The 21,017-nt window shown below is 72.1% G+C and carries 23 protein-coding genes and 1 tRNA gene; 12 read left to right on the top strand and 12 right to left on the bottom strand.

Translation table 11 applies throughout. The features are described 5' to 3' along the window. Positions 1-77 precede the first annotated feature (77 nt). The gene (hpt, locus tag ACOJV7_RS04725) at positions 78-629 is read right to left on the bottom strand and encodes a hypoxanthine phosphoribosyltransferase (RefSeq protein ID WP_474542186.1); all 552 of its coding nucleotides are present in this window, start codon (positions 627-629) and stop codon (positions 78-80) included. 161 nt (positions 630-790) lie between these two features. Between hpt and ACOJV7_RS04730 the strand changes: the two genes are divergently transcribed. Then, complete coding sequence (locus tag ACOJV7_RS04730; RefSeq protein WP_420188988.1) at positions 791-940, top strand: hypothetical protein; 150 nt, start codon at positions 791-793, stop codon at positions 938-940. Then, a complete protein-coding gene (locus ACOJV7_RS04735) occupies positions 937-1,347 on the top strand; it encodes a hypothetical protein (protein WP_420188989.1) in 411 nt (136 codons plus the stop codon). The genes ACOJV7_RS04730 and ACOJV7_RS04735 overlap by 4 nt, the downstream gene beginning before the upstream one ends. A gap of 3 nt (positions 1,348-1,350) precedes the next feature. On the opposite strand, the gene tilS is transcribed toward ACOJV7_RS04735, so the two are convergent. Genes tilS through ACOJV7_RS04750 form a run of 3 tightly spaced genes read right to left on the bottom strand, consistent with a single transcriptional unit; the run spans position 1,351 to position 4,845 of the window. Beyond that, positions 1,351-2,316, bottom strand: coding sequence for a tRNA lysidine(34) synthetase TilS (tilS, locus tag ACOJV7_RS04740; RefSeq protein ID WP_420188990.1), 966 nt, complete (start codon positions 2,314-2,316; stop codon positions 1,351-1,353). A 13-nt stretch (positions 2,317-2,329) separates the two neighbouring features. Further along, complete coding sequence (locus ACOJV7_RS04745) at positions 2,330-3,382, bottom strand: zinc-dependent metalloprotease (RefSeq protein ID WP_420188991.1); 1,053 nt, start codon at positions 3,380-3,382, stop codon at positions 2,330-2,332. A gap of 14 nt (positions 3,383-3,396) precedes the next feature. Then, positions 3,397-4,845: a D-alanyl-D-alanine carboxypeptidase/D-alanyl-D-alanine-endopeptidase gene (locus ACOJV7_RS04750; RefSeq protein WP_420188992.1), complete on the bottom strand. Its 1,449-nt coding sequence runs from the start codon at positions 4,843-4,845 to the stop codon at positions 3,397-3,399. A gap of 91 nt (positions 4,846-4,936) precedes the next feature. Between ACOJV7_RS04750 and ACOJV7_RS04755 the strand changes: the two genes are divergently transcribed. Then, on the top strand, positions 4,937-5,575 hold the full coding sequence (locus ACOJV7_RS04755; RefSeq protein ID WP_420188993.1) for an inorganic diphosphatase: 639 nt from the start codon (positions 4,937-4,939) through the stop codon (positions 5,573-5,575). A gap of 17 nt (positions 5,576-5,592) precedes the next feature. Here ACOJV7_RS04755 and ACOJV7_RS04760 read toward each other — a convergent pair whose 3' ends face one another. Then, positions 5,593-6,297, bottom strand: a complete 705-nt coding sequence (locus tag ACOJV7_RS04760; protein ID WP_420188994.1) for a GNAT family N-acetyltransferase — start codon at positions 6,295-6,297, stop codon at positions 5,593-5,595. Between the two features lie 150 nt (positions 6,298-6,447). On the opposite strand from ACOJV7_RS04760, the gene ACOJV7_RS04765 reads away from it, so the two are divergent. The 6 genes from ACOJV7_RS04765 (at position 6,448) to ACOJV7_RS04790 (ending at position 11,220) form a co-directional block, all read left to right on the top strand. Continuing rightward, the gene (locus ACOJV7_RS04765) at positions 6,448-7,647 is read left to right on the top strand and encodes a glycoside hydrolase family 15 protein (protein ID WP_420188995.1); all 1,200 of its coding nucleotides are present in this window, start codon (positions 6,448-6,450) and stop codon (positions 7,645-7,647) included. Between the two features lie 55 nt (positions 7,648-7,702). Next, positions 7,703-8,077 (top strand): thioesterase family protein, encoded by a 375-nt coding sequence (locus tag ACOJV7_RS04770; RefSeq protein WP_420188996.1) that lies wholly within the window; start codon positions 7,703-7,705, stop codon positions 8,075-8,077. Then, positions 8,077-8,739 (top strand): lysophospholipid acyltransferase family protein, encoded by a 663-nt coding sequence (locus tag ACOJV7_RS04775; protein ID WP_420188997.1) that lies wholly within the window; start codon positions 8,077-8,079, stop codon positions 8,737-8,739. The genes ACOJV7_RS04770 and ACOJV7_RS04775 overlap by 1 nt, the downstream gene beginning before the upstream one ends. A gap of 300 nt (positions 8,740-9,039) precedes the next feature. After that, positions 9,040-9,384, top strand: a complete 345-nt coding sequence (locus tag ACOJV7_RS04780; RefSeq protein WP_420188998.1) for a hypothetical protein — start codon at positions 9,040-9,042, stop codon at positions 9,382-9,384. A 101-nt stretch (positions 9,385-9,485) separates the two neighbouring features. Continuing rightward, complete coding sequence (locus ACOJV7_RS04785; RefSeq protein WP_420188999.1) at positions 9,486-10,859, top strand: hypothetical protein; 1,374 nt, start codon at positions 9,486-9,488, stop codon at positions 10,857-10,859. A 166-nt stretch (positions 10,860-11,025) separates the two neighbouring features. After that, positions 11,026-11,220 (top strand): hypothetical protein, encoded by a 195-nt coding sequence (locus ACOJV7_RS04790; protein WP_420189000.1) that lies wholly within the window; start codon positions 11,026-11,028, stop codon positions 11,218-11,220. A 56-nt stretch (positions 11,221-11,276) separates the two neighbouring features. On the opposite strand, the gene ACOJV7_RS04795 is transcribed toward ACOJV7_RS04790, so the two are convergent. Further along, positions 11,277-11,444 carry a hypothetical protein gene (locus tag ACOJV7_RS04795; protein ID WP_420189001.1) on the bottom strand — a complete coding sequence of 56 codons (168 nt, stop codon included), beginning with the start codon at positions 11,442-11,444 and terminating at the stop codon, positions 11,277-11,279. 501 nt (positions 11,445-11,945) lie between these two features. Here ACOJV7_RS04795 and ACOJV7_RS04800 point away from each other — a divergent pair. Next, positions 11,946-12,224 carry a hypothetical protein gene (locus ACOJV7_RS04800; RefSeq protein WP_420189002.1) on the top strand — a complete coding sequence of 93 codons (279 nt, stop codon included), beginning with the start codon at positions 11,946-11,948 and terminating at the stop codon, positions 12,222-12,224. A gap of 124 nt (positions 12,225-12,348) precedes the next feature. On the opposite strand, the gene ACOJV7_RS04805 is transcribed toward ACOJV7_RS04800, so the two are convergent. Beyond that, the gene (locus ACOJV7_RS04805; RefSeq protein WP_420189003.1) at positions 12,349-12,504 is read right to left on the bottom strand and encodes a hypothetical protein; all 156 of its coding nucleotides are present in this window, start codon (positions 12,502-12,504) and stop codon (positions 12,349-12,351) included. 329 nt (positions 12,505-12,833) lie between these two features. Here ACOJV7_RS04805 and ACOJV7_RS04810 point away from each other — a divergent pair, with 329 nt between their 5' ends. After that, positions 12,834-13,133, top strand: a complete 300-nt coding sequence (locus ACOJV7_RS04810; RefSeq protein WP_420189004.1) for a hypothetical protein — start codon at positions 12,834-12,836, stop codon at positions 13,131-13,133. 14 nt (positions 13,134-13,147) lie between these two features. Here ACOJV7_RS04810 and ACOJV7_RS04815 read toward each other — a convergent pair. From ACOJV7_RS04815 to ACOJV7_RS04835, 5 genes are all read right to left on the bottom strand, one after another. Then, a tRNA-Thr gene (locus ACOJV7_RS04815) sits at positions 13,148-13,224 on the bottom strand. 125 nt (positions 13,225-13,349) lie between these two features. Continuing rightward, the gene (locus ACOJV7_RS04820; RefSeq protein ID WP_420189005.1) at positions 13,350-14,894 is read right to left on the bottom strand and encodes an alpha/beta hydrolase; all 1,545 of its coding nucleotides are present in this window, start codon (positions 14,892-14,894) and stop codon (positions 13,350-13,352) included. 183 nt (positions 14,895-15,077) lie between these two features. Next, a complete protein-coding gene (locus ACOJV7_RS04825) occupies positions 15,078-16,217 on the bottom strand; it encodes a DNA polymerase III subunit delta' (RefSeq protein ID WP_420189006.1) in 1,140 nt (379 codons plus the stop codon). Next, positions 16,214-16,846, bottom strand: a complete 633-nt coding sequence (gene tmk / locus ACOJV7_RS04830) for a dTMP kinase (protein ID WP_420189007.1) — start codon at positions 16,844-16,846, stop codon at positions 16,214-16,216. The genes ACOJV7_RS04825 and tmk overlap by 4 nt, the downstream gene beginning before the upstream one ends. A gap of 152 nt (positions 16,847-16,998) precedes the next feature. Continuing rightward, on the bottom strand, positions 16,999-17,787 hold the full coding sequence (locus ACOJV7_RS04835; RefSeq protein ID WP_420189008.1) for a MerR family transcriptional regulator: 789 nt from the start codon (positions 17,785-17,787) through the stop codon (positions 16,999-17,001). A gap of 312 nt (positions 17,788-18,099) precedes the next feature. On the opposite strand from ACOJV7_RS04835, the gene topA reads away from it, so the two are divergent. Further along, positions 18,100-20,919 carry a type I DNA topoisomerase gene (gene topA / locus ACOJV7_RS04840; RefSeq protein ID WP_420189009.1) on the top strand — a complete coding sequence of 940 codons (2,820 nt, stop codon included), beginning with the start codon at positions 18,100-18,102 and terminating at the stop codon, positions 20,917-20,919. Positions 20,920-21,017: the final 98 nt, after the last annotated feature.

Raw genomic sequence — 21,017 nt, forward strand, 5'->3', positions numbered from 1 at the left:
GAGGCAACGTTGCGGGTCCGGAGGGGAATGTTCCCTCCGGACCCTCAACCTTCCCTCATGGGGAGCAAAAGCTGGGGTCAGGAGTAGACGTGCGGGGCGAGCGTGCCGACCTGGCGCAGGCCGCGGTACTGCTCGGCGTAGTCGAGGCCGTAGCCGACGACGAACTCGTTGGGGATGTCGAACCCGACCCACTTGACGTCGACCTCGACCTTGGCGGCGTCGGGCTTGCGCAGCAGGGTGCAGATCTCGACCGAGGCGGGGTGGCGCGACTCGAGGTTGGACCGGATCCACGAGAGCGTGAGGCCGGAGTCGACGATGTCCTCGACGATGAGCACGTGCTTGCCCGAGATGTCGGTGTCGAGGTCCTTGAGGATCCGGACGACGCCCGAGCTCTTGGTGCCCGAGCCGTAGGACGAGACGGCCATCCAGTCGACCGGCGCGGTGATCGGAAGGGCGCGCATGAGGTCTGCCATGACCATGACCGCACCCTTGAGCACCCCCACGAGCAGCACGTCCTTGCCGGCGTACTCCGCAGCGATCTCCTCGGCCAGCTCGGCCAGCTTGGCCTGGATCTCGTCCTCGGTGATGAGAACCCGCTCGAGGTCTGCTCCCATGTGGGCAGCGTCCACGGTGCCTTCTCCCTCTCGTGTCGACGGTCCGTCAGGGCCAGTCAACCGGACGGGTGGGGTCGAGGGACAGCCGGGACCCCGCACACCAGCGCCCGAGCCCTCGAGCCAGCCCTCCGACGCGGTCCACGGACGGTGACGCCGCGCCGGTCTATCGTCGGCCCATGACGGCTCGAGACCTGTCCGGTGCCCGCGTGGCCGTCGTCGGCGCGAGCGGCGCGCTCGGCTCGCTCCTCGCGCGGAGGATCGTCGACGCGCTCGCCGACGGTGAGCTCGACCTCGCCGCGGAGGCGTTCGGGAAGCCTCCCCGATGACCGGCGCGGCGGCCTGGCTCCTCCTCACCAGCGGCGCGCACCTCGGCTTCCAGCTCACCGTCACGCTCGTCGTCTACCCCGCGCTCGCCGACGTCGGCCCCGACCGGTGGGCGACGGTGCACGACACCCACTCCCGCCGGATCACCCCGGTCGTGGGCATCGTCTACCTCGGGCTCCTCGCGGCCGTCGCCGCGTCGCTGCTCTCGGGACCCGGCGGCGTCGGCACGCTCGTCGCGGCCGCCGGCGCCGGGTGGTCGGGGGCGCTCACCGCCATCGGGGCGGCGCCGCTGCACGGTCGCCTCGGCCGGGGCCACGACCCCGACCTGCTCCGGCGGCTGCTCGTCGTCGACCGGCTACGACTCGTCGGTGCCCTCGTCGGCGCTGCCGGGGCGCTCGCCGCGCTCTGACGGTCAGCGCGACAGCCTGACGGCGCCGCCGGAGCGGACGGCCCTCAGGTCCCCCGGCAGGTGGAGCGGACCCTGCCCGCTCCAGTGCGTGAGGAGCCGGTCGCACGCCTCCGTATGCCGTGTGCCCACCTGCCCCGCCGGCGCACCTTCCGCGACGAGCAGCCGGCGCCAGACCCGGGTCCGGACGGCACGGGGCAGGGCGCTGAGGTCGTCCACCGGCCACGGTCCGGGTCCGAGCGACTGGACGGCGGCGTCCGCGAGGGCGTCGAGGTGGTCGGCGTCCTCGCGCAGCTGGTCGGCCGAGCGGGCGAGCGCGGCGGCGACCCCGGGCCCGAGGTCGGCCTCGAGGCCCGCCACGGCCCGTCGCGCCCGGACCCGCGTGAAGGACGGGTCCGCGTTCATCGGGTCGTCCCACCACGGCACGCCCTCGGCCTGGCACGACTCCCGGCACTGCTGCCGGGTCACGCCGAGGAGGGGACGGCGGACGCGGTCTCGCGCGGCCGGCATACCGGCCAAGGAACGCGCACCGGACCCGCGGACGAGACCGAGGAGCACCTGCTCGGCCTGGTCGTCGAGCGTGTGGCCGAGGAACACGACCTCGGCACCAGCGCGCTCGGCGACCCTGTCGAGAGCTGCGTAACGGGCATCGCGCGCCGCTGCCTCGAGACCCGATCCGTTGTCGGACACCGCTACCCGCTCGACGACGACCGGGTCGAGCCCGAGGTCGCGCAGCCACGCGGCCGCGCGCGCGGCGACCTCGTCGGACCCCGGCTGGAGACCGTGGTCGACGACGACCGCGCCCCCGGTCCAGTCGCGGTGCCGCTGCTCGTGGGCGACGGCCTCGGCGAGCGCCATCGAGTCGCCACCCCCGCTGCAGGCGACGAGGACGAGTGCGCCCGGCGAGAGGTCCGCGAGCGCGGAACGCACAGCGAGCCGGATCGCCGCCGTCGACGGGTGCGGACCGCTCACGGGTGGACCCGGCTCAGCCGTGGACGCGCGTGACCCAGGCCGCCGGGTCGGTGATCTCGAGCGGGCGCGGCAGGGTCTCGGGCGAGGTCCAGACGGCGTTGAAGCCCTCGACGCCGACGCGCTCCTGCACCCCGCGGACGAAGGCGGCGCCGTCGCGGTACTGGCGCATCTTGGCCTCGAGCCCGAGGAGCCGGCGCAGCAGCTTGTCGAGGGCGCCGGCACCCTTGCGGCGCTCGGTGAACTTCGCCCGGATCTCGGAGACGGTGGGGATGTGGGCCGGCCCCACGTCGTCCATGACGACGTCGGCGTGGCCCTCGAGGAGCGACATGACGGCGGTGAGCTCGGCGAGCTTCTCGCGCTGCTCGGGCGTCATGACGAGGTCGGTGATGCCGCTCGACCCGCTCGTGAAGGCCTCGGGCAGCTTCTCGCGCAGCGTCTTCGTCAGCTCCTGGAGCCGGTCCTGGTCCGGCGCCATCTCGGTCGCGAGCGTGCGCGCCTCGGCGACCATGTGGTCGCGCAGCCACGGCACCGCGGTGAACTGCACGCGGTGGGTCTCCTCGTGCATGCACACCCACGCCCGGAAGTCCGCGGCGTCGACGTCGAGCTCGCGCTGCACCTGGAGCAGGTTGGGTGCGACGAGCAGGAGCGAGGGCGTGCCCCCGGGCGCGAGGTCGTACTGCCCCAGCACCTTGCTCGACATGAACGCGAGCAGCGCCCCGGCCTCGGCGCCGGTGACCTTGCCGCCGATGGCGGAAGCGAGACCGCTCGGTGCCGCCTCGGGCCCCCGCCTGGTGAGGATCTGCTCGAACGCCGGGTCGAGCATCGCGCCCATCGAGTCGGCGTTCATGGCGATCCACGTCGGGCGGTCCACGACGAGCGCCTCGGGCGCGTCGTCGGGGGTGCGGAGACGGGAGGTCTCCGCGACCGGGCCGTGCGCCTTGCGGGCGGCCTCGCGGATGGCCCCCACCTCGGCGGCGGCCTCGTCGGCGGACACGCTCGGTCCGGCGTTGACGAGCGTCCGCCCGGTGGTCTTGGCGAACTCCCAGTCGACGTAGCTGTTGCTCACGCTGCCTCCTCGGCTCAGTGACATCCGCACAGGGTGAGCGCGGTGACGAAGCGATCCAACGCCGCGCGTGCGCCCAGCGTTCCCGACGAGGCTGGCACACGATCGGCCAGGACGGCGAAGACGAGCACGTGCCCGTCGGCGTCCACGGTCGTCCCGGCGAGGCTCGAGATCCCCTTGAGCGTGCCGGTCTTGGCCCTCGGTATGCCGGCCACGGCCTTGGTCTCCTTGCCCCGGTAGCGGTCGGCGAGGCTCCCGTTGAGCCCGGCGACGGGCAGGCTCGCGACCGCTCGGAGGAAGTCGCGGTCCTTGCCGGTCGTCGCGAGTGCGAGGACGTCGGCCATCGCGGTCGCGGTCGCCGTCTGGCCCGGGGACAGCCCGCTCGTGTCGAGCAGCTTGAGCCCCGCCGTGGGCACACCGGCCTCCGCGAGCGTCCGCACGACGAACTGCGGCGGGCCGAGCGGCGAACCGGGCGACGCGCCGGCGGCGACCATGGCCTGGCGGACGAGGTTCTCGGTGAGGGCGTTGTCGCTGTGCTGGAGGGCGAAGCCGAGGTGCTCGGCATAGGTCGCGGACTCCACGGCGCCGAGCTCGGTCGCACCGGCGGGGGCTGGGGTGCCGTGGCCACTGAAGGGCGCCACCGTCGTCGCGTGGCCGCGGGCCGTGAGGGCCTTCGCGAGGGCTGCGGCGACGCCGGCCTCGGGCACGGGCGGGGCGGCTTTGCCACCACCGGCGCGCTGGGAGACGAGGTCGAGCATCGAGACCGACTGGGTGAAGCCGGCGGCGATGTCCTCCTTCTTCCACGTCGCCGGGTAGCGGGGGCCGGCGGCGTAGGTCGCGTCGACCCGCAGCGTCACCGCTCCCGTGCCGCGCTCGTCGAGCGACCGCGCGACCTCGGTGGCGAGCGTCGCGACACCGGCATGGCCCTCGACCGACATGGGGTCGGACGCACCGGTGCCGAGCAACGTGTCGCCACCGGCGACGAGGACGACCTCGCTCGGGGTGGCCCCGGTGACGACCCTCGTCGTCATCCGGGCGTCGAGGTCGAGGTGCGAGGTGACCGCGAAGGCGCTGAGGATCTTGAGCGTCGAGGCGGGGGCGCGAGCGGCGGCCGGCTGGACGGCATACAGCTCCTCGCCGGTCTCGCCGTCGCGCACGCTCACGCCGACGCTCGGACCCAGCCACGGGTCGGTGACGATGGCTCCGAGCGCCTTGGCGAGCGCGGCGCCCGAGGGCGGCGGGGCAGTGGAGGAGGCGCTCGGCGAGGCCGAGATGGGCGAGGGCGCGGGGCTCGGCAGCGCGGCCCAGGCCGGCGAGGCGGTCGCGGAGCCCGTGGGGGTCGGCGGGGCAACGGTCGCACCGTCGCGGGTGAGGATGCCGGGCGCGACATCGAGGACGTCCGCGGTGGCGTAGCCGGTGACGCCGACGAGGAGGAGCGTGACCCCCGCCACAACCGCCCGTCGCATCGGACCCCTTTCGTTGGCGCCCCTGCGCTCATACGGGACACTGGTCCCCGAGCGTAGGTCATCCATACCCATCCGAAAGAAGGCCACCACCGTGGAGTTCGACGTCACCATCGAGATCCCCAAGGGTCACCGCAACAAGTACGAGGTCGACCACGAGACCGGGCGCATCCGGCTCGACCGGATGCTCTTCACGTCGATGGCGTACCCGTCGGACTACGGCTACGTCGAGGACAGCCTCGGTGAGGACAGCGACCCCCTCGACGCCCTCGTGCTGCTCGACGAGCCGACCTGGCCCGGCTGCCTCGTGCGCGCGCGCCCCATCGGCATGTTCCACATGCGCGACGAGGCCGGCGGCGACGACAAGATCCTCTGCATCCCCGCGGGCGACCCGCGCAAGGCGCACATCACCGAGCTCGAGCACATCAGCGAGTTCGACCGCCTCGAGATTCAGCACTTCTTCGAGACCTACAAGGACCTCGAGCCGGGCAAGTCCGTCGAGGGTGCGCACTGGGCGGGTCGCGAGGACGCCGAGCGCACCGTCAACGAGGCGATCGCCCGCGCCAAGGAGGCCGGCGTCTCGACCGCCCGCTGGCGCATGCCGGCCGGCCACGACGGCGACCCGCACGCGAGCACCGCCGCGCGCACCGAGGAGGAGCACGCCCACGCGGCCGCCAAGGCCAAGGAAGAGCTCGCCACCAAGGAGAAGCCCCTCAGCGACTCGAACGACTGACGCCCATCCGGAGCCGCTCAGGAGGTCGCCAGCGACGACCGCTGGCGGCCTTCGTCGTCGAAGTTCGCCGGGTCGAGCCAGGCGCCGTGCCGGGCACGGAGGGCCGGCCACTCCTCACCCGTCACCGAGAACCAGTCGGTGTCGCGGTTGCGGCCCTGCGTGACCATGTGGTTCCGGAAGCGGCCCTCGTAGGTGAAGCCGAGGCGGGCGGCGGCCCGGCGCGACGGCTCGTTGAGGCTGTCGCACTTCCACTCGAAGCGCCGGTAGCCGAGGTCCTCGAAGGCGTGCCGCATGAGCAGCGAGATCGCCTCGGTCGCGGCGCGGGTGCGCTGCAGGGCCTTGCCGTGGAGGACGCCGGCGACCTCGACCTGGCCGGTCCGCGGGTCGATGCGCGTGTAGTGGGCGATCCCGGTCGCCCGGCCGGCGCGCTCGCCCTCGAGCGGCACGAACGCGAACGCCACCGTCCCCGAATCCTCGACGCCCGACGCGAGGTGCATCCACAGTGCGGCGAGGGCGGTGGGTCGCGCGATCGGCCGGTAGGTCCAGAGGCCGCCGTCCTCCGGCCCGCACACGGCGTCGAAGAGGTCGGCGTAGTGCACCGAGTCGAGCGGGACGACCCGCACGTAGCGCCCCTCCAGCACGACAGGCCGCGGTGCGGGGCGCTGCTCCCACTCCGGCACGAGGTCGCCCACCGGCTGGCCGAACTCGTTGACGTCCACCATGCGCGCGAGCCTAGGTGAGTCGCTCGCGGAGGTCGGTCGACGGCATACCGGCCTTGCGGCGGTCCGGTATGCCGGCCGCCCGGTTCGCAGGACAACCTCCCCCCGCTCGGGCTAGGTTCGCCGGGACCGTTCGCGAGGAGGTGGGCAGGCGTGCGACGTGGAGTGCGGGCCGTGGTGCTGGCGCTGTGCTGCGCCCTGCTCGCCGCGTGTGGCACCCGCGCAGACACCGAGGGTGTGTGGGCCGAGCCGCAGCTCGCGACGCCGCCGCAGTACAGGATCGGCGACGGCGACCCCCGCGGCGCCTCGCTGGTCAGGGCCGCCCGCGAGTGGGTCGAGCTCGGAACCGTGCCGGGCGAGGGCACCGACTGGGAGTCGATGAGCCGCTGGGCGCTTCTCGACCTGCACCAGGCGATGAGCGGTCTCGACTCGGGTCGCGCTCCCGCCGCGGGCGCCGCCGACCGGTGGGACTACTTCTGGCCGCGGGACGGCGCCTTCATCGCTCTCGCGCTGGACCGGACCGGTCACTCCGCGGAGGCGCGGGCCGTCATCGACTTCATCGCGCGGCTGCCGTTCGACACCCAGCACGGGTTCGACGCGCGCTACCTGCTCAACGGCCAGCGCGTCGTCGTCGACCCACGAGGACCGCAGTCGGACGGCTGCGGGTGGGTGCTCTGGGCCATCGGGTCCATGTCGGACGCCACGCTCCCGCGGTCCGCCGACCCGCTGCGCACGAAGTGCCTCATGAACGTCCTCCGGCTCACGTCGAGCGGCTGGCTGCTGCCGCCTCCGTCGCCGGACTACTGGGAGATCCCGGTCGGCCGGACCTCGCTCGGCACCGTCGCACCCATGCTCGCCGGGCTCCGCGCCACCGCCGACCACGGGCCCGCGTCCGAGCGCTGGGTCGCCGGGCAGGCCGCGAAGCGGCTCGAGTCCCGCGTGCACGAGTCGATGGGTCCTTCGCTCGAGCGCTTCGGCGAGAGCGGCGGGCTCGACGCGGCCGTCGCGATGCTCATGCCGCCGTTCGGGCCGGACGACGAGCGCACGACGAAGCGGTGGCTCGCCTACCAGCGTGACGCCATGCGCTCCTCCGGCGGCCTCGCCCCGGGCGCGGAGTGGAAGGAGGACGGCACGTCGTGGACGCCGGAGACCGCGCTCGTCGCCTACACCGCGGCGGCGTCGGGCCGCGAGAAGACCGCCGAGCGCTGGCTCGGCTGGCTCGACGACCACCGGACGCCGTGGGGGTCGCTGCCCGAGAAGGTCAACCGGTCGGGCAGCCCCGCGGGACCCGCGCCCCTGCTGTGGACCGCAGCCCTCGTGCTGCTCACCCTCGACGAGCTCGAGTCGTCGTGAGACCTGAGGTCGCGTCCTCACGCGGCCCGGGTGCCGTCGTTGCTTGACTGACCCCATGAGCACGCGCCCCGCACCCTCCGAGCTCGTCTTCGTCGTCGGCGAGGGCGACACCGCCGCGGCCCTCGGGTCGGGCAGCCTGCCGGTCCTCGCGACCCCGCGGCTGCTCGCCTGGCTCGAGGCGGCAACGTGCGCTGCGCTCGAACCCACCGTCGGCGAGGGCCGCACGAGCGTGGGCACGCGGGTCGCCCTCGAGCACTCGGCCGCCTCCCCCGTCGGCGCCGAGGTCGTCGTCGGCGCGGACCCGGTGCACAGCGACGGCCGGCTCCACCGCTTCCGGGTGACGGGACGGCATACGGACGGGAAGGTCGTCGCGACCGGTGAGGTGACCCGGGTCGTCGTCGACGTCGACCGCTTCCTCGGCAGGCTCTGATGCCCACCCCGCGCCAGCACGTCAAGAACGCGGCGGGGTTCGCCCTCGTGTGGGCGGCGGCCGGGCTCGCGCACCGCGTGCGGTTCCGGACCATGGGCTCGGTGCCGCGCACCGGTCCGGTCATCCTCGTCGCCAACCACCTCACGATGACCGACCCCCTCGCCGTCGCTCGAGTGGCGATCGGGCACCGGCGCTTCCCGCACTTCCTCGCCATGCAGGAGGTCTTCGGCTGGCCGGGGGTGGGGATGCTCGCCCGGGCGACGGGGCAGATCCCTGTCGCGCGCGGGACGGCATCGGCGGCTGCCGCCCTCGACCTCGCGTCGGACCACCTCGACAAGGGACACCTCGTCGCGCTCTACCCGGAGGGGCGGCTCACGACCGAGCCCGACCTGATGCCGGGTCCGGCCCGCACCGGCGCGGCACGGCTCGCCCTGCGCCACCCGGACGCTCCCGTCATCCCGGTCGGGACGTGGGGGCCGCAGCAGGGCAGCGAGCACATCTGGCACCGGCACACGGCCTGCCTGTCCGTGGGTCCGGCGGTCGACCTGTCCCCGTGGCACGGACGCACCGACGAGGCGGCCGCGCGCGAGGTCACCGAAGCGCTCATGGCCGGGATCCGCGCGCAGATCGCCGTCGCCAAGGAGATGTGGCACGCGCGCTGACGGAAGTCCGCCACCTCTCGAACCATTGCCGGAATGCGACCGAATGACCCCTACAGAGATGGTCATCGCCCGTTCGGGATCGTCGTTCGTGCCCGCCCTACCGTTGACGAACAGCCGGCGATGCGACAGAGCCCTCGGAGGTGTCCACATGAGCAAGGGATGGCAATGGTGACGACGACACGGCGCTCCTGCGCTGGCCCTTCTCGCGGCTGACGCACGCAGCGAACGACACGGCCCCGCACCTTGGTCAGGTGCGGGGCCATGTGCGTGCGGCACGAGTGAAACGGGTACGTCAACGACATGCAGACCCACAGCGCTCGCGGGCACCTCTGGATGCTCACGCTCATCGGGGAGAGCCTGAGCCTCGTGCGGCTCACGCCCTCGAGACTCGGGTCGCGCGCAGCCGGTGGCTGGACCCAGCGCGTCATGCCGGTGGACACGGTCCGGCAGGTCGAGCTGTCACCGCCGAACTTGCTGCGTCGGGGCCGGCTGACGCTGCACCTCGACGAGTCCGTCCGCGAGGGCCACGACGTCGAGACCATCCACTTCGAACGAAGCCAGCAGCGGGCGGTGCGAAACCTCGTGGACGCACTGAGGGATCGGATCTCCCCGGCGCACAGGGACCGCGTCCACGAGACGCGGTGACATTTGTGCGCGGATGCGCCAATCACCGTAGGCGGGGGTCCGCGAGGCTCTACTCTGCTCAGGCTGCCGGTGGTCGGCGGCTCGAACAAGGGGAGAAACACATGTTGTTGAGGACCTCGCTCCTGACCGGCGCCGCTGCCGCTGCGCTCGTCGGGGCAAGTCTCGGTGGTGCGGCTGCGGCGCAGCCGGCCACCGTCGTCGGGGCGGCTTCGGCCGCTCCGAGCTTCGAGGGGGCACAGGGCACGTTCGTCGGCGTCTCGCCGCAGCGCCTGCTCGACACCCGCACCGGCAACGGTGCTCCCAAGGGGCTCGTCGGGGCCGGCAAGGAGGTGTCCCTCCTCGTCACCGGCCGTGGTGGCGTCCCGGGTGGAGTCTCGGCGGTGGTCCTCAACCTGGCCGCGGTGGCCCCGAGCACGAACACCTTCCTCACGGCCTACCCGTCCGGCACGACCCGTCCGGCGACGTCGAACCTCAACGTCGCCGCCCGCGGCAACCGCGCCAACATGGTCACGGTGCCCGTCGGCGCCGACGGCCGCGTGCGGATCTACAACAGCACCGGCACGGTGCACATCCTCGCGGACGTCACGGGCTACTACCACGGACAGGCGATGCCGAGCGGCGGCCCCGGCTCGACCTATGCCCCGATCGAGCCGGAGCGGATCTTCGACTCCCGTTCCGACGGTGGGGTCCTGGCCTCCGGCGACGAGGTCACCATCTGGCTGGAGTTCGGCCCGTACGCGAACGACATCGCCGCCCTGGCGACGAACGTCACCGTGCTCGGCGGCAGCCGCCCCGGCTTCCTCTCCGCCGGCGCTGCCTTCACCGACGCCCCGGCAAGCTTCTCCACGATCAACTACGGCCAGAACCAGGTCATCGCCAACATGAGCGTCGGCGCGTCCGGCCTGTCGGGCACCGAGGTCGGCTTCAGCGTCAAGAACGGTGGCCTGGGCACGGTCCACGCCATCGTCGACGTGGTCGGCTACTACGTGAAGGGCGACGACCAGGGCCTGCGCTTCCGGCCGCTCGCGCCGACCCGCATCATCGACACCCGCTCGGGCGTCGGTGGGCCGGCCAAGCCGCTCGGCGCCAACGAGGCTCGGCTCCACACCGCTCCGGAGTCGGTCGCCACGATCGACACGTGGGCCCTCGCCGCCAACACGACCATCGCCTCCCCCACGGCGGCGACCTACGTGACGGTCTACGACGCCGACACCGCGAAGCCCGCCGTGAGCAACCTCAACGCCGCCCGTGGTGAGACCGCGGCCAACTCGACGTTCGTGCCGCTGAGCATCGACACGCAGTTCCGCGTCCACAACGCCGCTGGCTCGGCGCCGGTCATCATGGACGTCTTCGGCAGCTTCGACCTCCCGGCCGAGCAGCCGCCGGCTCCGACCAGCGCCCCGCGGATCAGCGGCAGCGACCGGTCGGCGCCGACGGCCCCTGCCCCGGTCGGCCTGCGGGTGACCCGCGACTGACGTCGCCTGCATCACGCGGACGGCCCCTCACCTGCCTGCAGGCGAGGGGCCGTCCTCTCTTCGGGCGCCACCTGTCGGGACGGGGCTGGGTGCCCCGACGAAGGACGGCTACCGTCGGATCGGACCGTCATGCGCGGGTGTGGCGGCGACAGCAGGGGAGAACGTCATGCCGGACGGACCCAACGAAGCCATCGCGGAGCTCGAGCAGGCGATCACTCGGTTGGCCAAGGGGGTCCGGGCCGACGCCGGACCCGGCGCCAACCGGGACCAGGCCGAGGCGATCAACCACCTCGCGGAGGCGCGGGCCTGGCTCAAGACCACGGCCCAGCCGCACGGTGGGATCGGCAGCCACTCGTCCTGACGCCGCAGCCGACATCCTGGCCCGCCCGGTGACGTCGAGCCGGACGTGCGTCTTGCTCAGCGGGTGACGTCGTCGGTGTCGGGGGCCAGGTCGGGGCCGAGAAGAGCGACGGCAGAGCAGTGCTGGCACACCTTCGCGACGTGCGCCTCGTCGGAGGTGGTCAGCTTCGCGTCCGTGACCCACACGTGCTCGGTGCAGCTGTCGTCGCCCTCCGAGACCTTCACGCCGTGCATCCTCGCAGGTCCTGGCCGACACCGCCCGCCGAGCGCGCTGCTGTGCAGCGGTGTCCCCCGAATACGTCCTCGGTGTCGTTCCCGATGAAGCTGGAGCCGCCGGGGACCTGTCGGGCGAAGACACCGGAGTCCTCGCTCGGCAGGCGTTCAGCTCAACGCGGATGGTCGAGCCCACGTCGGGTAGACCCCGATCGCGTCTCCAGCAGCGTGGGACCCGAGCGCCCGTCCTGACCTTCGGGTCGGGAGGGGCGATGCGGCGTTTCCTCTGCACCTACCGCACCGCTTCGGGCGCCGCCTCATGTTTGACGCAGCAAGGATTGGGCAATGTCCCGGCGACGCGCAGATGCGACCGCTTGGCTGCGGTTGCCGCGGCCACTTCCCATGAAGCGTGGCCCCGACGGTCTAAAGGCAGGCTGTCGCGCGTCGAGCAGACCAGCTAACTCGCCAGACCCCAGGCCTTCGCGCCGGGGTCGTCATCCTCAAAGGATCACCATGACGAACGTCAAGAACCGCGACAACAGCACCACCCACCGCGACCACGTCACCGAGACGCGCCCGGCCCGCAAGACCACCGAGCTCATCGCCTACGTCGTCACCGTGCTGGCCGTCCTGGTCACCGCCCTCGTCGTCAACGACGACGGCGACAACACCGTCGACCCGTTCAGCGCAGAGCAGGCCATGCGGTACATCACCTTCCTGACCATCGGATACATGGTCGCGCGCGGCCTGGCCAAGTCAGGCTCCCGCGGCCTCACCCGCGACAACGACTGACGACGCTCGCCGCGACACGCCCCTCCTGACGTGCGAGTCGGGAGGGGCGTGTCGACGTTCCTACAAGCGTTGCTGGGTCTCGTCCGAACGGGCCGTGCGGCCACTACCCATGACGTCCGGCTGTCTAGGCCTCGTCGAACGGCAGGTCGGGTCCGATGACCGCGACCGCTGAGCAGCAGCGGCACACCCGCGCGACGTGAGCCTCGTCCGATGTCATCACGTTGTCGTCCTCGACCCAGTCGTGCTGGTCACAGGCGTCTGGTCCCTCCGCGACTCTCACGAACCCCATCCTTGCAGGTCAGCGGAAGTTTTATGCGGGTTTCCGATGGCGCATGGGGGTCTCCAACAGCGCAAACAACTGGTAGACCCGCAACCCTGCGGTCGGCGTTCGCGTCGCTTCGACCCGAGGCGGGCCCGTGAAGGCCAGTTCATCTCACACGCCGAGCTCGAGACACTGGCTGACGCATGCCGGGGCACCTACGGCGCCTACGCATCCAGCGCACGGTGCTCGCTTTGAGCGCTGAGGGGGCCCTCTCCGAGGACACTCCAAGACCGGCCGGGTGCGCGCCGTCCCCCTCCCCCAGCGCCACAGACGTCATCACCCAGCGCATGGAAGGCAGGACCGCCACCGACTGGATCTTCGGCGCTCCTGCCGGCGGACCGCTGAGCGAGTCGAACTGGAAGCGCTCCGTCGCTTGGGTCGCCGCGACTGAGGCGATCGGTGGCCCCGGCCTGCGCGTCCACGACCTGCGCCACACGGCCGCCTCACTGTGGACCATGGACCTCTACGGCCATCTCATCGGCCAGAACCTCTGGGACGCCGCCAGCCGGATCGGGGGCACGAAAGGGGCCCAGGGCCGCGAATCGGACATGCAGAAGGCCCCCGGGAGCGATGTCCCGAGGGCCTGACCTGCGGTGTTGCGTGGAGCCGCTTGTCGGAATCGAACCGACGACCTATTCATTACGAGTGAATCGCTCTGGCCGACTGAGCTAAAGCGGCGTGGTGCTCGACGAGGTCCAGCACGCCGCACGAGTATACGAACAACCCGAGTCATCCCGAAATCGGGCCGCGCGAGCCGCGTGGTCCGACGTCCGCCCCGGCCCGCCACGCCGTCGCCCGACGCGTCAGCACCTCAGGCCGTCGCGCGGCACGGTCCCCTTGACGTAGAACTCGTCGATCGGCTTGTCGACGCAGTCGTTGGACCGCGTGTATGCCGTGTGCCCGTCACCGTCGTAGGTGATGAGCGACGCCTTCGCGAGCTGGTCGTGGAGGCGCACGGACCACTCGTAGGGCGTCGCCGGGTCGCGGGTCGTGCCGACGACGACGATCGGCGGCGCGCCCTCGGCGGTGATCTTGGCCGGCGGCTCCGACGAGCGCTCGGTCTTCACCGGCCACGAGCCGCAGGTGAGCGAGGACCACATGAGGAACGGGCCCCACGTCGGCGCCTCCGCACGCGAGGACTCGGCCGCCTCGGCGTGCTCCTCGACAGAGTCGGACTCGGGCTTGTCGAGGCAGTTGACGGCGTAGATGACCTCCATGATGTTGCCGCTGTAGCCGCCGCCGGGGTTGCGGTCGGCATAGCTGTTGGCCAGACCCATGAGCTCCGCGCCGTCACCGCGGAGCGCGTCGCGCAGGGCCTCGACGAGCCCGTCCCACATCCCCTCGTCGTACATCGCGGCGGCGATGCCCGTGGATGCCCAGCCCTCGGTGAGCTGCGTGACGGCCGGGTCGCCGGTCTTGGGCAGGGGCTTCTCGTCGACGTCCTTGAGGAAGTCGCGGATGCCCTGCATGACCTCGTCGACCGACCCGCCGAGCGGGCACCCACCCTTGTCGATGCAGAACTGCGCCCACGCGCGGGTCGCGGTCTCGAAGCCCTTGGCCTGCCCGAGGTTGACCTCCTGCGAGGTGAGGTCGGGAGCGACGACCCCGTCGAGGACGAAGCGCCCGACGAGCTGGGGGAAGAGGCCGGCATATGTCGCGCCGAGGTAGGTGCCGTAGGACTTGCCGAGGTAGTGCAGCTTCCGCTCGCCCAGGGCCGCGCGCAGGACGTCCATGTCCTTGGCGGCGTCGACGGTCGAGACGTGGCCGAGGAGCGGCCCCGCGTTGGTGCCGCACTCGTCGGCGAAGCCCTTGGCGTTGGCGGCGAACTCCTGCTGCTCGGCGCTGTCGTCCGGCGTCGGGTCCTGGCCGAGGAAGGCGTCGAGCTCGGGGTCGGTGATGCAGTCGATCGGAGCCGAGCGGCCGACGCCGCGGGGGTCGAACCCGACGATGTCGAACCGCTGGCGCACCGCCGAGCCCACGATGAAGTCCGCGGCCTGGGCGTAGTCGACGCCCGACCCACCGGGGCCTCCGGGGTTGACGACGAGCGAGCCGATCCGCTGCGAGCCCCTCCTCGCCGGCACCTTGAGCACCGCAACCTCGATCGTGTCGCCGTCAGGCTCGGCATAGCTCTGCGGCACCTCGAGCCGCGCGCACTGCCCGCCGCCGCAGTCCTCCCACGCGAGGCGCTGCCCGTAGAACTCGTCCATGCCCTTCATGCCCGCCGGCGGCTCCTGCGGCGACCACGACGGCTGCGGCTCACCCCGGTCGAGCAGGTCGCCGATGGTCGTGCAGCCGGAGGCGAGGAGGGCGACCGCGACGAGGGCGGCGGGGAGGGACAGGCGACGCATGGCGACGACCCTACGGGTCGAACCTGACGTATGCCGGCCCACGCAGCGCGGGTGACCCGCTGCCGGCTCCGCCCTCGACGCGACGCGGTTGTCGCGGACCTTCGCGGTTGCAACCCGGACGATCGCAGGTGTCCGCGTCATCCGTGGTGTCGCCCGCTCTTGTGGCCAGTCCGGACCTCGGACTCAGCGCGGCAGGCGCAGGTCGAGGGCCATCGCCTCGAGGGCGAGAAGCGGCTGGACGTTGGCCGCGATGCGCTCGCGGGCGGTGCCGATGGCGTCCATGGCGACGAGGAGCCTCTCCGAGGACAGGACCTGCGCGACCTGCTGGACCGTCTGGCGCGAGTCCTCGTTGACGAGGGCGGTGGGTGCGCCGGTGCGCAGGACGAGCGCGTCGCGGTAGACGGAGAGCAGGTCGACGAGCGAGCGGTCGACCATGTCGCGCGAGAAGCGGGTGGCCCGCGCCTTCTGCTCCTTCTCGAGCGAGGAGAGCTGGGAGCGGATGTGCGGCGGCTGGGTGCGCGCGGTCGGGTCCGCGCCGAGCACCTCCATGAGCCGGGCCTTCTCGGCGGCGTCGCGCTCGGCCGAGGAGGCCTGCGACTCCTCGGTCGCGATCGTCGACAGGTCCGACGCCGCGTCGATGGCGTCGCCGACGGTGCGGATCTTCGTCGTCAGCGTGATGACGTCGTGCCGGCGGATGCGGGCGTTCTCGTCGCGTGCCAGCCGGCGGGCGAGGCCGACGTGGGACTGCGCTGCGCGGGCGGCATACATCGCCATCGGTGGGTCCACGCCGTCCCGGCGCACGAGAAGCTCGGCCACCGCCTCGACCGAGGGGGTCCGCAGGCGCACGTGCCGCGAGCGCGAGCGGATCGTGATGATGACGTCCTCGACGGAGGGGGCGCAGAGCATCCACACGGTGCGCGGGACCGGCTCCTCGAGGGCCTTGAGGAGGGCGTCCGCCGCACGCTCGGTGAGGCGGTCGGCGTCCTCGACGATGATGACGCGCCACCGGCCGAGCGACGGGCGGTGCTGGGCGAGGGCGACGAGGTCACGGGCCTGCTCGACCTTGATCGACAGGCCCTCGGTCGCGATGACGTCGACGTCGGCGTGGGTGCCGTCGGCGGCCGTCCGGCACTCGCGGCACTCCCCGCAGCCGCCCGACGGGCACTGGAGGGCGGCGGCGAACGCCCGCGCCGCGACCGAGCGCCCCGACCCCGGAGGGCCGGTGAGCAGCCAGGCGTGCGTCATCGCCGCCGGGTCCTCGACCGCCCGCGAGAGCGTGGCGACCGCCGGCTCCTGGCCGATGACGTCGCGCCAGACGCTCACCCGGCACCACCGTCGAGCAGTCCCGAGGACTGCAGCCTGCCCATGACGGCGGCGTGGATCTCCTCGGGCGCGAGGGTGCCGTCGACGACGAGGTAGCGCTCGGGGGCACCCTGCGCCATCGCGAGGAAGTGGTGACGGATCGCATCGTGGAAGGCGTCGGCCTCGGACTCGAGACGGTCGTGGACCTCGCCTCGCCGGCGCCGCCCCTCCTCGGTCGGGACGTCGACGATGACGGTGAGGTCGGGCAGCAGCGAGTCGACCGCCCACATCTGGAGGTCGTGCACCTCGACCGCGCCGAGGTCGCGACCGGCGCCCTGGTAGGCGACGGAGGAGTCCGTGTAGCGGTCGGTGACGACGACGGCGCCCCGGTCCATCGCCGGCCGGATGAGCTGGTCGACGTGGTGCGCCTTGTCGGCGGCGAAGAGCAGCGCCTCGGCCCGCGGCGAGACGTGGTCGCCGTGCAGGACCAGGTCGCGGATCGCGGCGCCGAGCTGGGTGCCGCCGGGCTGCCGGGTCACGACGACCTCCCGCCCGAGCGCCTCGAGAGCCCCGGCGAGCAGGCGCACCTGGGTCGACTTGCCAGCGCCGTCGCCGCCCTCGAAGGCGAGGAAGAGTCCCTGTCCGCTCACGGGCCGAGCCTAGGCGAGCGCGAGGACAGCCGGGCACGGCGGCGGGCGGCCGGCATACCGAAGGCTCCGGCATCCGGAGGAAAGCGTGAGGGTGCGGAGGGAAAGGGTCCCTCCGCACCCTCAAGGTTCCTGCACGGGGAGCAAAAGTGGACTCAGGCGTGGCGGTCGGCGTTCGCGTGGATCGCGTCGCGGACGTACTGCGCGAGCCCGGGCGCGATGTCCTCGTAGGTCTTCGTGAACCGGGGGTCGGCGAGGTACATGTCCGCGAGGTTGCGCTGGAAGTCGTGGGAGCAGTCGTAGAACCACGTGTCGATCTGGGCCCGGTGCGCCTCGGCCGCGTCCATCGCCTCGGGCGAGTCCGCGGGCAGTCCCGCCTCGAGCGCGGTGACGAAGGCCGCGTTGACGGCATCGCCCTCGGCCCTGATCCGCTCCCAGTCCGCCTTCGTGTAGCCCTTGGTCCGGCGGGCCGACTGCTTCCACGCATCGGTCTCGCCCCAGCGCTCCTGCGCCTCGGCCTGGTACTCGTCGCTGAAGCCCTCGCCGAAGATCTCCCTGAGGTCCTCGTGGGTGGCCGGCTGCTCGTTCATCTCTCTCTCCATCGCTCGGTCGATCGCGTCGACGAGCCCATGCAGCTCCTCGACCTTGTGCAGGACCGCGTCGCGCTGGCGCCGGAGGTGCTCCAGCGTCGAGCCGTCGCCCCGCAGCAGCGCGGCGACCTCGTCGAGCGGCAGGTCGAGCCGCCGGTAGGTGACGATGGTCGCGAGCCGCTCGAGGTCGTCGGCGGTGTAGAGCCGGTAGCCGGCCTGCGAGCGCTCCGACGGGCTGAGCAGGCCGATCTCGTCGTAGTGGTGCAGGGTCCGCACCGTCACGCCGAAGGTCTCGGCCACCTGGCCCACCGTGAGCTCCTCGTCCACCGCCACAGTCTCTCGTGTCGTGGTCATGGGTCCACGGTGGCGCCTCCCGTCGCGTGAGGGTCAAGCCACCTTCCGGACGAACTTCCCGTATACCGTCCGCCCCAGTGCCGACGTCGTCGTCCACGCCACCTCGCTCGGGTTGGGGACGGCACACCTGCGCGAAGCCGACCGCAAGGCCGCGGCCACTCGCCCGACCGCGAGGTCATGCGCGCGAGGCGGTCCGAGGTGTTGGGGCTGGACTCGACAGCCTGAGCAGAGGCTGTACCGTCACTCCCGTTCCCCTCGTCGGAGCAGCGACGAATCCGCTGCACGAGGAGACCAGCAAAGGACAGGTGCGCCATGAGCCCCGCAGGAACGGGCCGCAAGCTCGTCATCGTCGAGTCCCCGGCCAAGGCCAAGACCATCGCCGGCTACCTCGGCGCCGACTGGGACGTCGAGGCGTCCGTCGGCCACATCCGCGACATCCCGACCCCCTCGGAGATGCCCGCCGAGATCAAGAAGGGCCCCTTCGGCAAGTTCGGCGTCGACGTCGACAACGACTTCGAGCCGTACTACGTCGTCGACAGCGACAAGAAGAAGAAGGTCGCCGAGCTCAAGCGCCTGCTCAAGAACGCCGACGAGCTCTACCTCGCCACCGATGAGGACCGCGAGGGCGAGGCCATCGCGTGGCACCTCCTCGAGACCCTCCAGCCGCGGGTCCCGGTCAAGCGCATGGTCTTCCACGAGATCACCAAGGAGGCCATCCAGCGCGCCGCCTCCAACACCCGCGACCTCGACACCGCGCTCGTCGACGCGCAGGAGACCCGCCGCATCCTCGACCGTCTCTACGGATACGAGATCTCACCGGTCCTGTGGCGCAAGGTCAAGGCCGGGCTGTCCGCCGGCCGCGTGCAGTCGGTCGCGACCCGGATGGTCGTCGAGCGCGAGCGTGAGCGGATGGCGTTCCGCTCGGCGAACTACTGGGACGTCGAGGGCGACTTCACGCCAGACGCGGAGGCGTCGGCGTTCACCGCCCGCCTGTCCTCGGTCGACGGACGCCGCGTGGCCTCGGGTCGCGACTTCGGTGACGACGGCCGCCTCAAGGGCGACGTCGCCCACCTCGACGAGACCGCCGCGACGGGCATCGCCACCGCGGTGATGTCCGCCGACGTGTCGGTCGTCTCGGTTGCGGAGAAGCCCTACACCCGCCGCCCGAGCGCGCCGTTCACGACGTCGACGCTCCAGCAGGAGGCCTCGCGCAAGCTCCGTCTCTCGAGCAAGAACGCGATGCGCGTGGCGCAGCGGCTCTACGAGAACGGCTACATCACCTACATGCGTACCGACTCGACGGCCCTGTCGCAGTCGGCGCTCACCGCCGCCCGCCAGCAGGCGCGCGACCTCTACGGCGGCGACTACGTCCCCGACGCCCCGCGCAACTACGCCAAGAAGGTCAAGAACGCGCAGGAGGCGCACGAGGCCATCCGCCCCGCGGGCGACCGGTTCCGCACCCCCGCGCAGGTCGCGGGCGAGCTGCGCGGCGACGAGTTCGCCCTCTACGAGCTCATCTGGAAGCGCACCATCGCCTCGCAGATGGCCGACGCCCGCGGCTCGACCGCGACCGTGAGGCTCGGCGCGGACCTCGCCTCCGGCGCTCCGGCCGAGCGCGTCGAGTTCACGGCGAGCGGCACGGTCATCACGTTCCGCGGCTTCCTCGCGGCATACGAGGAGGGCCGCGACGAGCAGCGGCACGCCAGCAACGACGAGGAGCGCCGCCTCCCCCGCCTCGGCGAGGGTGCGGCCCTGAGGACCCTGCGCGCCGAGGCCGGTGGCCACGACACCTCGCCGCCCGCCCGCTACACCGAGGCCACGCTCGTCAAGGCCATGGAGGAGAAGGGCATCGGCCGCCCCTCGACCTACGCGTCGACGATCGGCACGATCCAGGACCGCGGATACGTCTCCAACCGTGGCAACGCCCTCGTGCCCTCGTGGCTCGCCTTCGCGGTGACCCGCCTCATGGAGGAGCACTTCACCCGGCTCGTCGACTACGACTTCACCGCCTCGATGGAGGAGGACCTCGACGAGATCGCCGGGGGCAACGCGCAGCGCGCGACCTGGCTCAAGCGCTTCTACTTCGGCGACGAGGCCTCCTCGAGCGAGGGTCTGCGCGACCTCGTCGCCGACCTCGGCGAGATCGATGCCCGCGGCATCTCCACCATCGAGATCGGCGACGGCATCGTCGTGCGCGTCGGCCGCTACGGCCCCTACGTCGAGGAGGTCGCGCCCGCCGGCGTCGACCTCTCCACCGGTGAGGTCTCCGACACGTATGCCGGCGACTCCGCTTCCGGGGACGGGTCCACCCCTCGTCGCGCGACGATCAACGACGACATCGCCCCCGACGAGATGACGCCCGAGAAGGCGCGCGAGCTGCTCGAGACCGCCGCCGACGACGGTCGCGTGCTCGGCCAGGACCCCGAGAACGGCCGCGACATCGTCGCGAGGGCCGGGCGCTACGGGCCCTACGTCACCGAGGTTCTGGACGAGGAGACCGCGGCGCTCAAGGGCAAGGCGAAGGTCAAGCCACGGACGGCGTCGCTCTTCAAGGACATGGACCTCGCCACGCTCGACCTCGAGACCGCGCTCCGGCTGCTCTCGCTGCCGCGCGTCGTCGGTGTCACCACCGAGACCGTCACCGGTGAGGACGGCAAGGAGACGACGAAGCAGGTCGAGATCACGGCGCAGAACGGTCGCTACGGTCCCTACCTCAAGAAGGGGACGGACTCGCGCTCGCTCGAGACCGAGCAGCAGCTCTTCGACATCACGCTCGAGCAGGCGGAGGCGATCTACGCCCAGCCCAAGCAGCGTGGCCGGGCCGCCGCGAAGCCGCCGCTCAAGGAGTTCGCGGCCGACCCGGTCTCCGGCAGGCCCGTCGTCGTCAAGGACGGCCGCTTCGGCGAGTACGTCACCGACGGCGAGACGAACGCGACCCTCCGCCGCGACGACGACCTCGAGACGCTCACCCAGGAGCGCGCCTTCGAGCTGCTCGCCGAGAAGCGCGCCAAGGGCCCGACGACCCGCAAGCGCGCCGCCAAGAAGACGACGAAGAAGTCCGCGGCCAAGAAGACGACGACCAAGAAGACGACGGCCAAGAAGACGGCGAAGAAGGCCACCAAGAAGGCCTGACGCCGCCGGGCTCCATCGCCCTGATGAAGGTCCCACGGAACGCGGCCCCTACGCCTCGCTCCGTGGGACCTTCTGCGTGCGAGGGGCGCAGCGGCGAC

This window comes from Knoellia tibetensis, from assembly GCF_048606415.1.
GTDB lineage: Bacteria > Actinomycetota > Actinomycetes > Actinomycetales > Dermatophilaceae > Knoellia > Knoellia tibetensis.

What these genes read in the sequence shown, in the direction of transcription:
- ACOJV7_RS04800 (WP_420189002.1), top strand. Translation starts at nt 11,946, where the DNA reads ATGACGAACGTCAAGAACCGCGACAACAGCACCACCCACCGCGACCAC.
- ACOJV7_RS04730 (WP_420188988.1), top strand. Translation starts at nt 791, where the DNA reads ATGACGGCTCGAGACCTGTCCGGTGCCCGCGTGGCCGTCGTCGGCGCG.
- ACOJV7_RS04780 (WP_420188998.1), top strand. Translation starts at nt 9,040, where the DNA reads ATGCAGACCCACAGCGCTCGCGGGCACCTCTGGATGCTCACGCTCATC.
- ACOJV7_RS04820 (WP_420189005.1), bottom strand. Translation starts at nt 14,894, where the DNA reads ATGCGTCGCCTGTCCCTCCCCGCCGCCCTCGTCGCGGTCGCCCTCCTC.
- ACOJV7_RS04785 (WP_420188999.1), top strand. Translation starts at nt 9,486, where the DNA reads ATGTTGTTGAGGACCTCGCTCCTGACCGGCGCCGCTGCCGCTGCGCTC.
- ACOJV7_RS04810 (WP_420189004.1), top strand. Translation starts at nt 12,834, where the DNA reads ATGGAAGGCAGGACCGCCACCGACTGGATCTTCGGCGCTCCTGCCGGC.
- topA (WP_420189009.1), top strand. Translation starts at nt 18,100, where the DNA reads ATGAGCCCCGCAGGAACGGGCCGCAAGCTCGTCATCGTCGAGTCCCCG.
- ACOJV7_RS04775 (WP_420188997.1), top strand. Translation starts at nt 8,077, where the DNA reads ATGCCCACCCCGCGCCAGCACGTCAAGAACGCGGCGGGGTTCGCCCTC.
- ACOJV7_RS04750 (WP_420188992.1), bottom strand. Translation starts at nt 4,845, where the DNA reads ATGCGACGGGCGGTTGTGGCGGGGGTCACGCTCCTCCTCGTCGGCGTC.
- ACOJV7_RS04770 (WP_420188996.1), top strand. Translation starts at nt 7,703, where the DNA reads ATGAGCACGCGCCCCGCACCCTCCGAGCTCGTCTTCGTCGTCGGCGAG.
- ACOJV7_RS04735 (WP_420188989.1), top strand. Translation starts at nt 937, where the DNA reads ATGACCGGCGCGGCGGCCTGGCTCCTCCTCACCAGCGGCGCGCACCTC.
- ACOJV7_RS04835 (WP_420189008.1), bottom strand. Translation starts at nt 17,787, where the DNA reads ATGACCACGACACGAGAGACTGTGGCGGTGGACGAGGAGCTCACGGTG.
- ACOJV7_RS04790 (WP_420189000.1), top strand. Translation starts at nt 11,026, where the DNA reads ATGCCGGACGGACCCAACGAAGCCATCGCGGAGCTCGAGCAGGCGATC.
- ACOJV7_RS04760 (WP_420188994.1), bottom strand. Translation starts at nt 6,297, where the DNA reads ATGGTGGACGTCAACGAGTTCGGCCAGCCGGTGGGCGACCTCGTGCCG.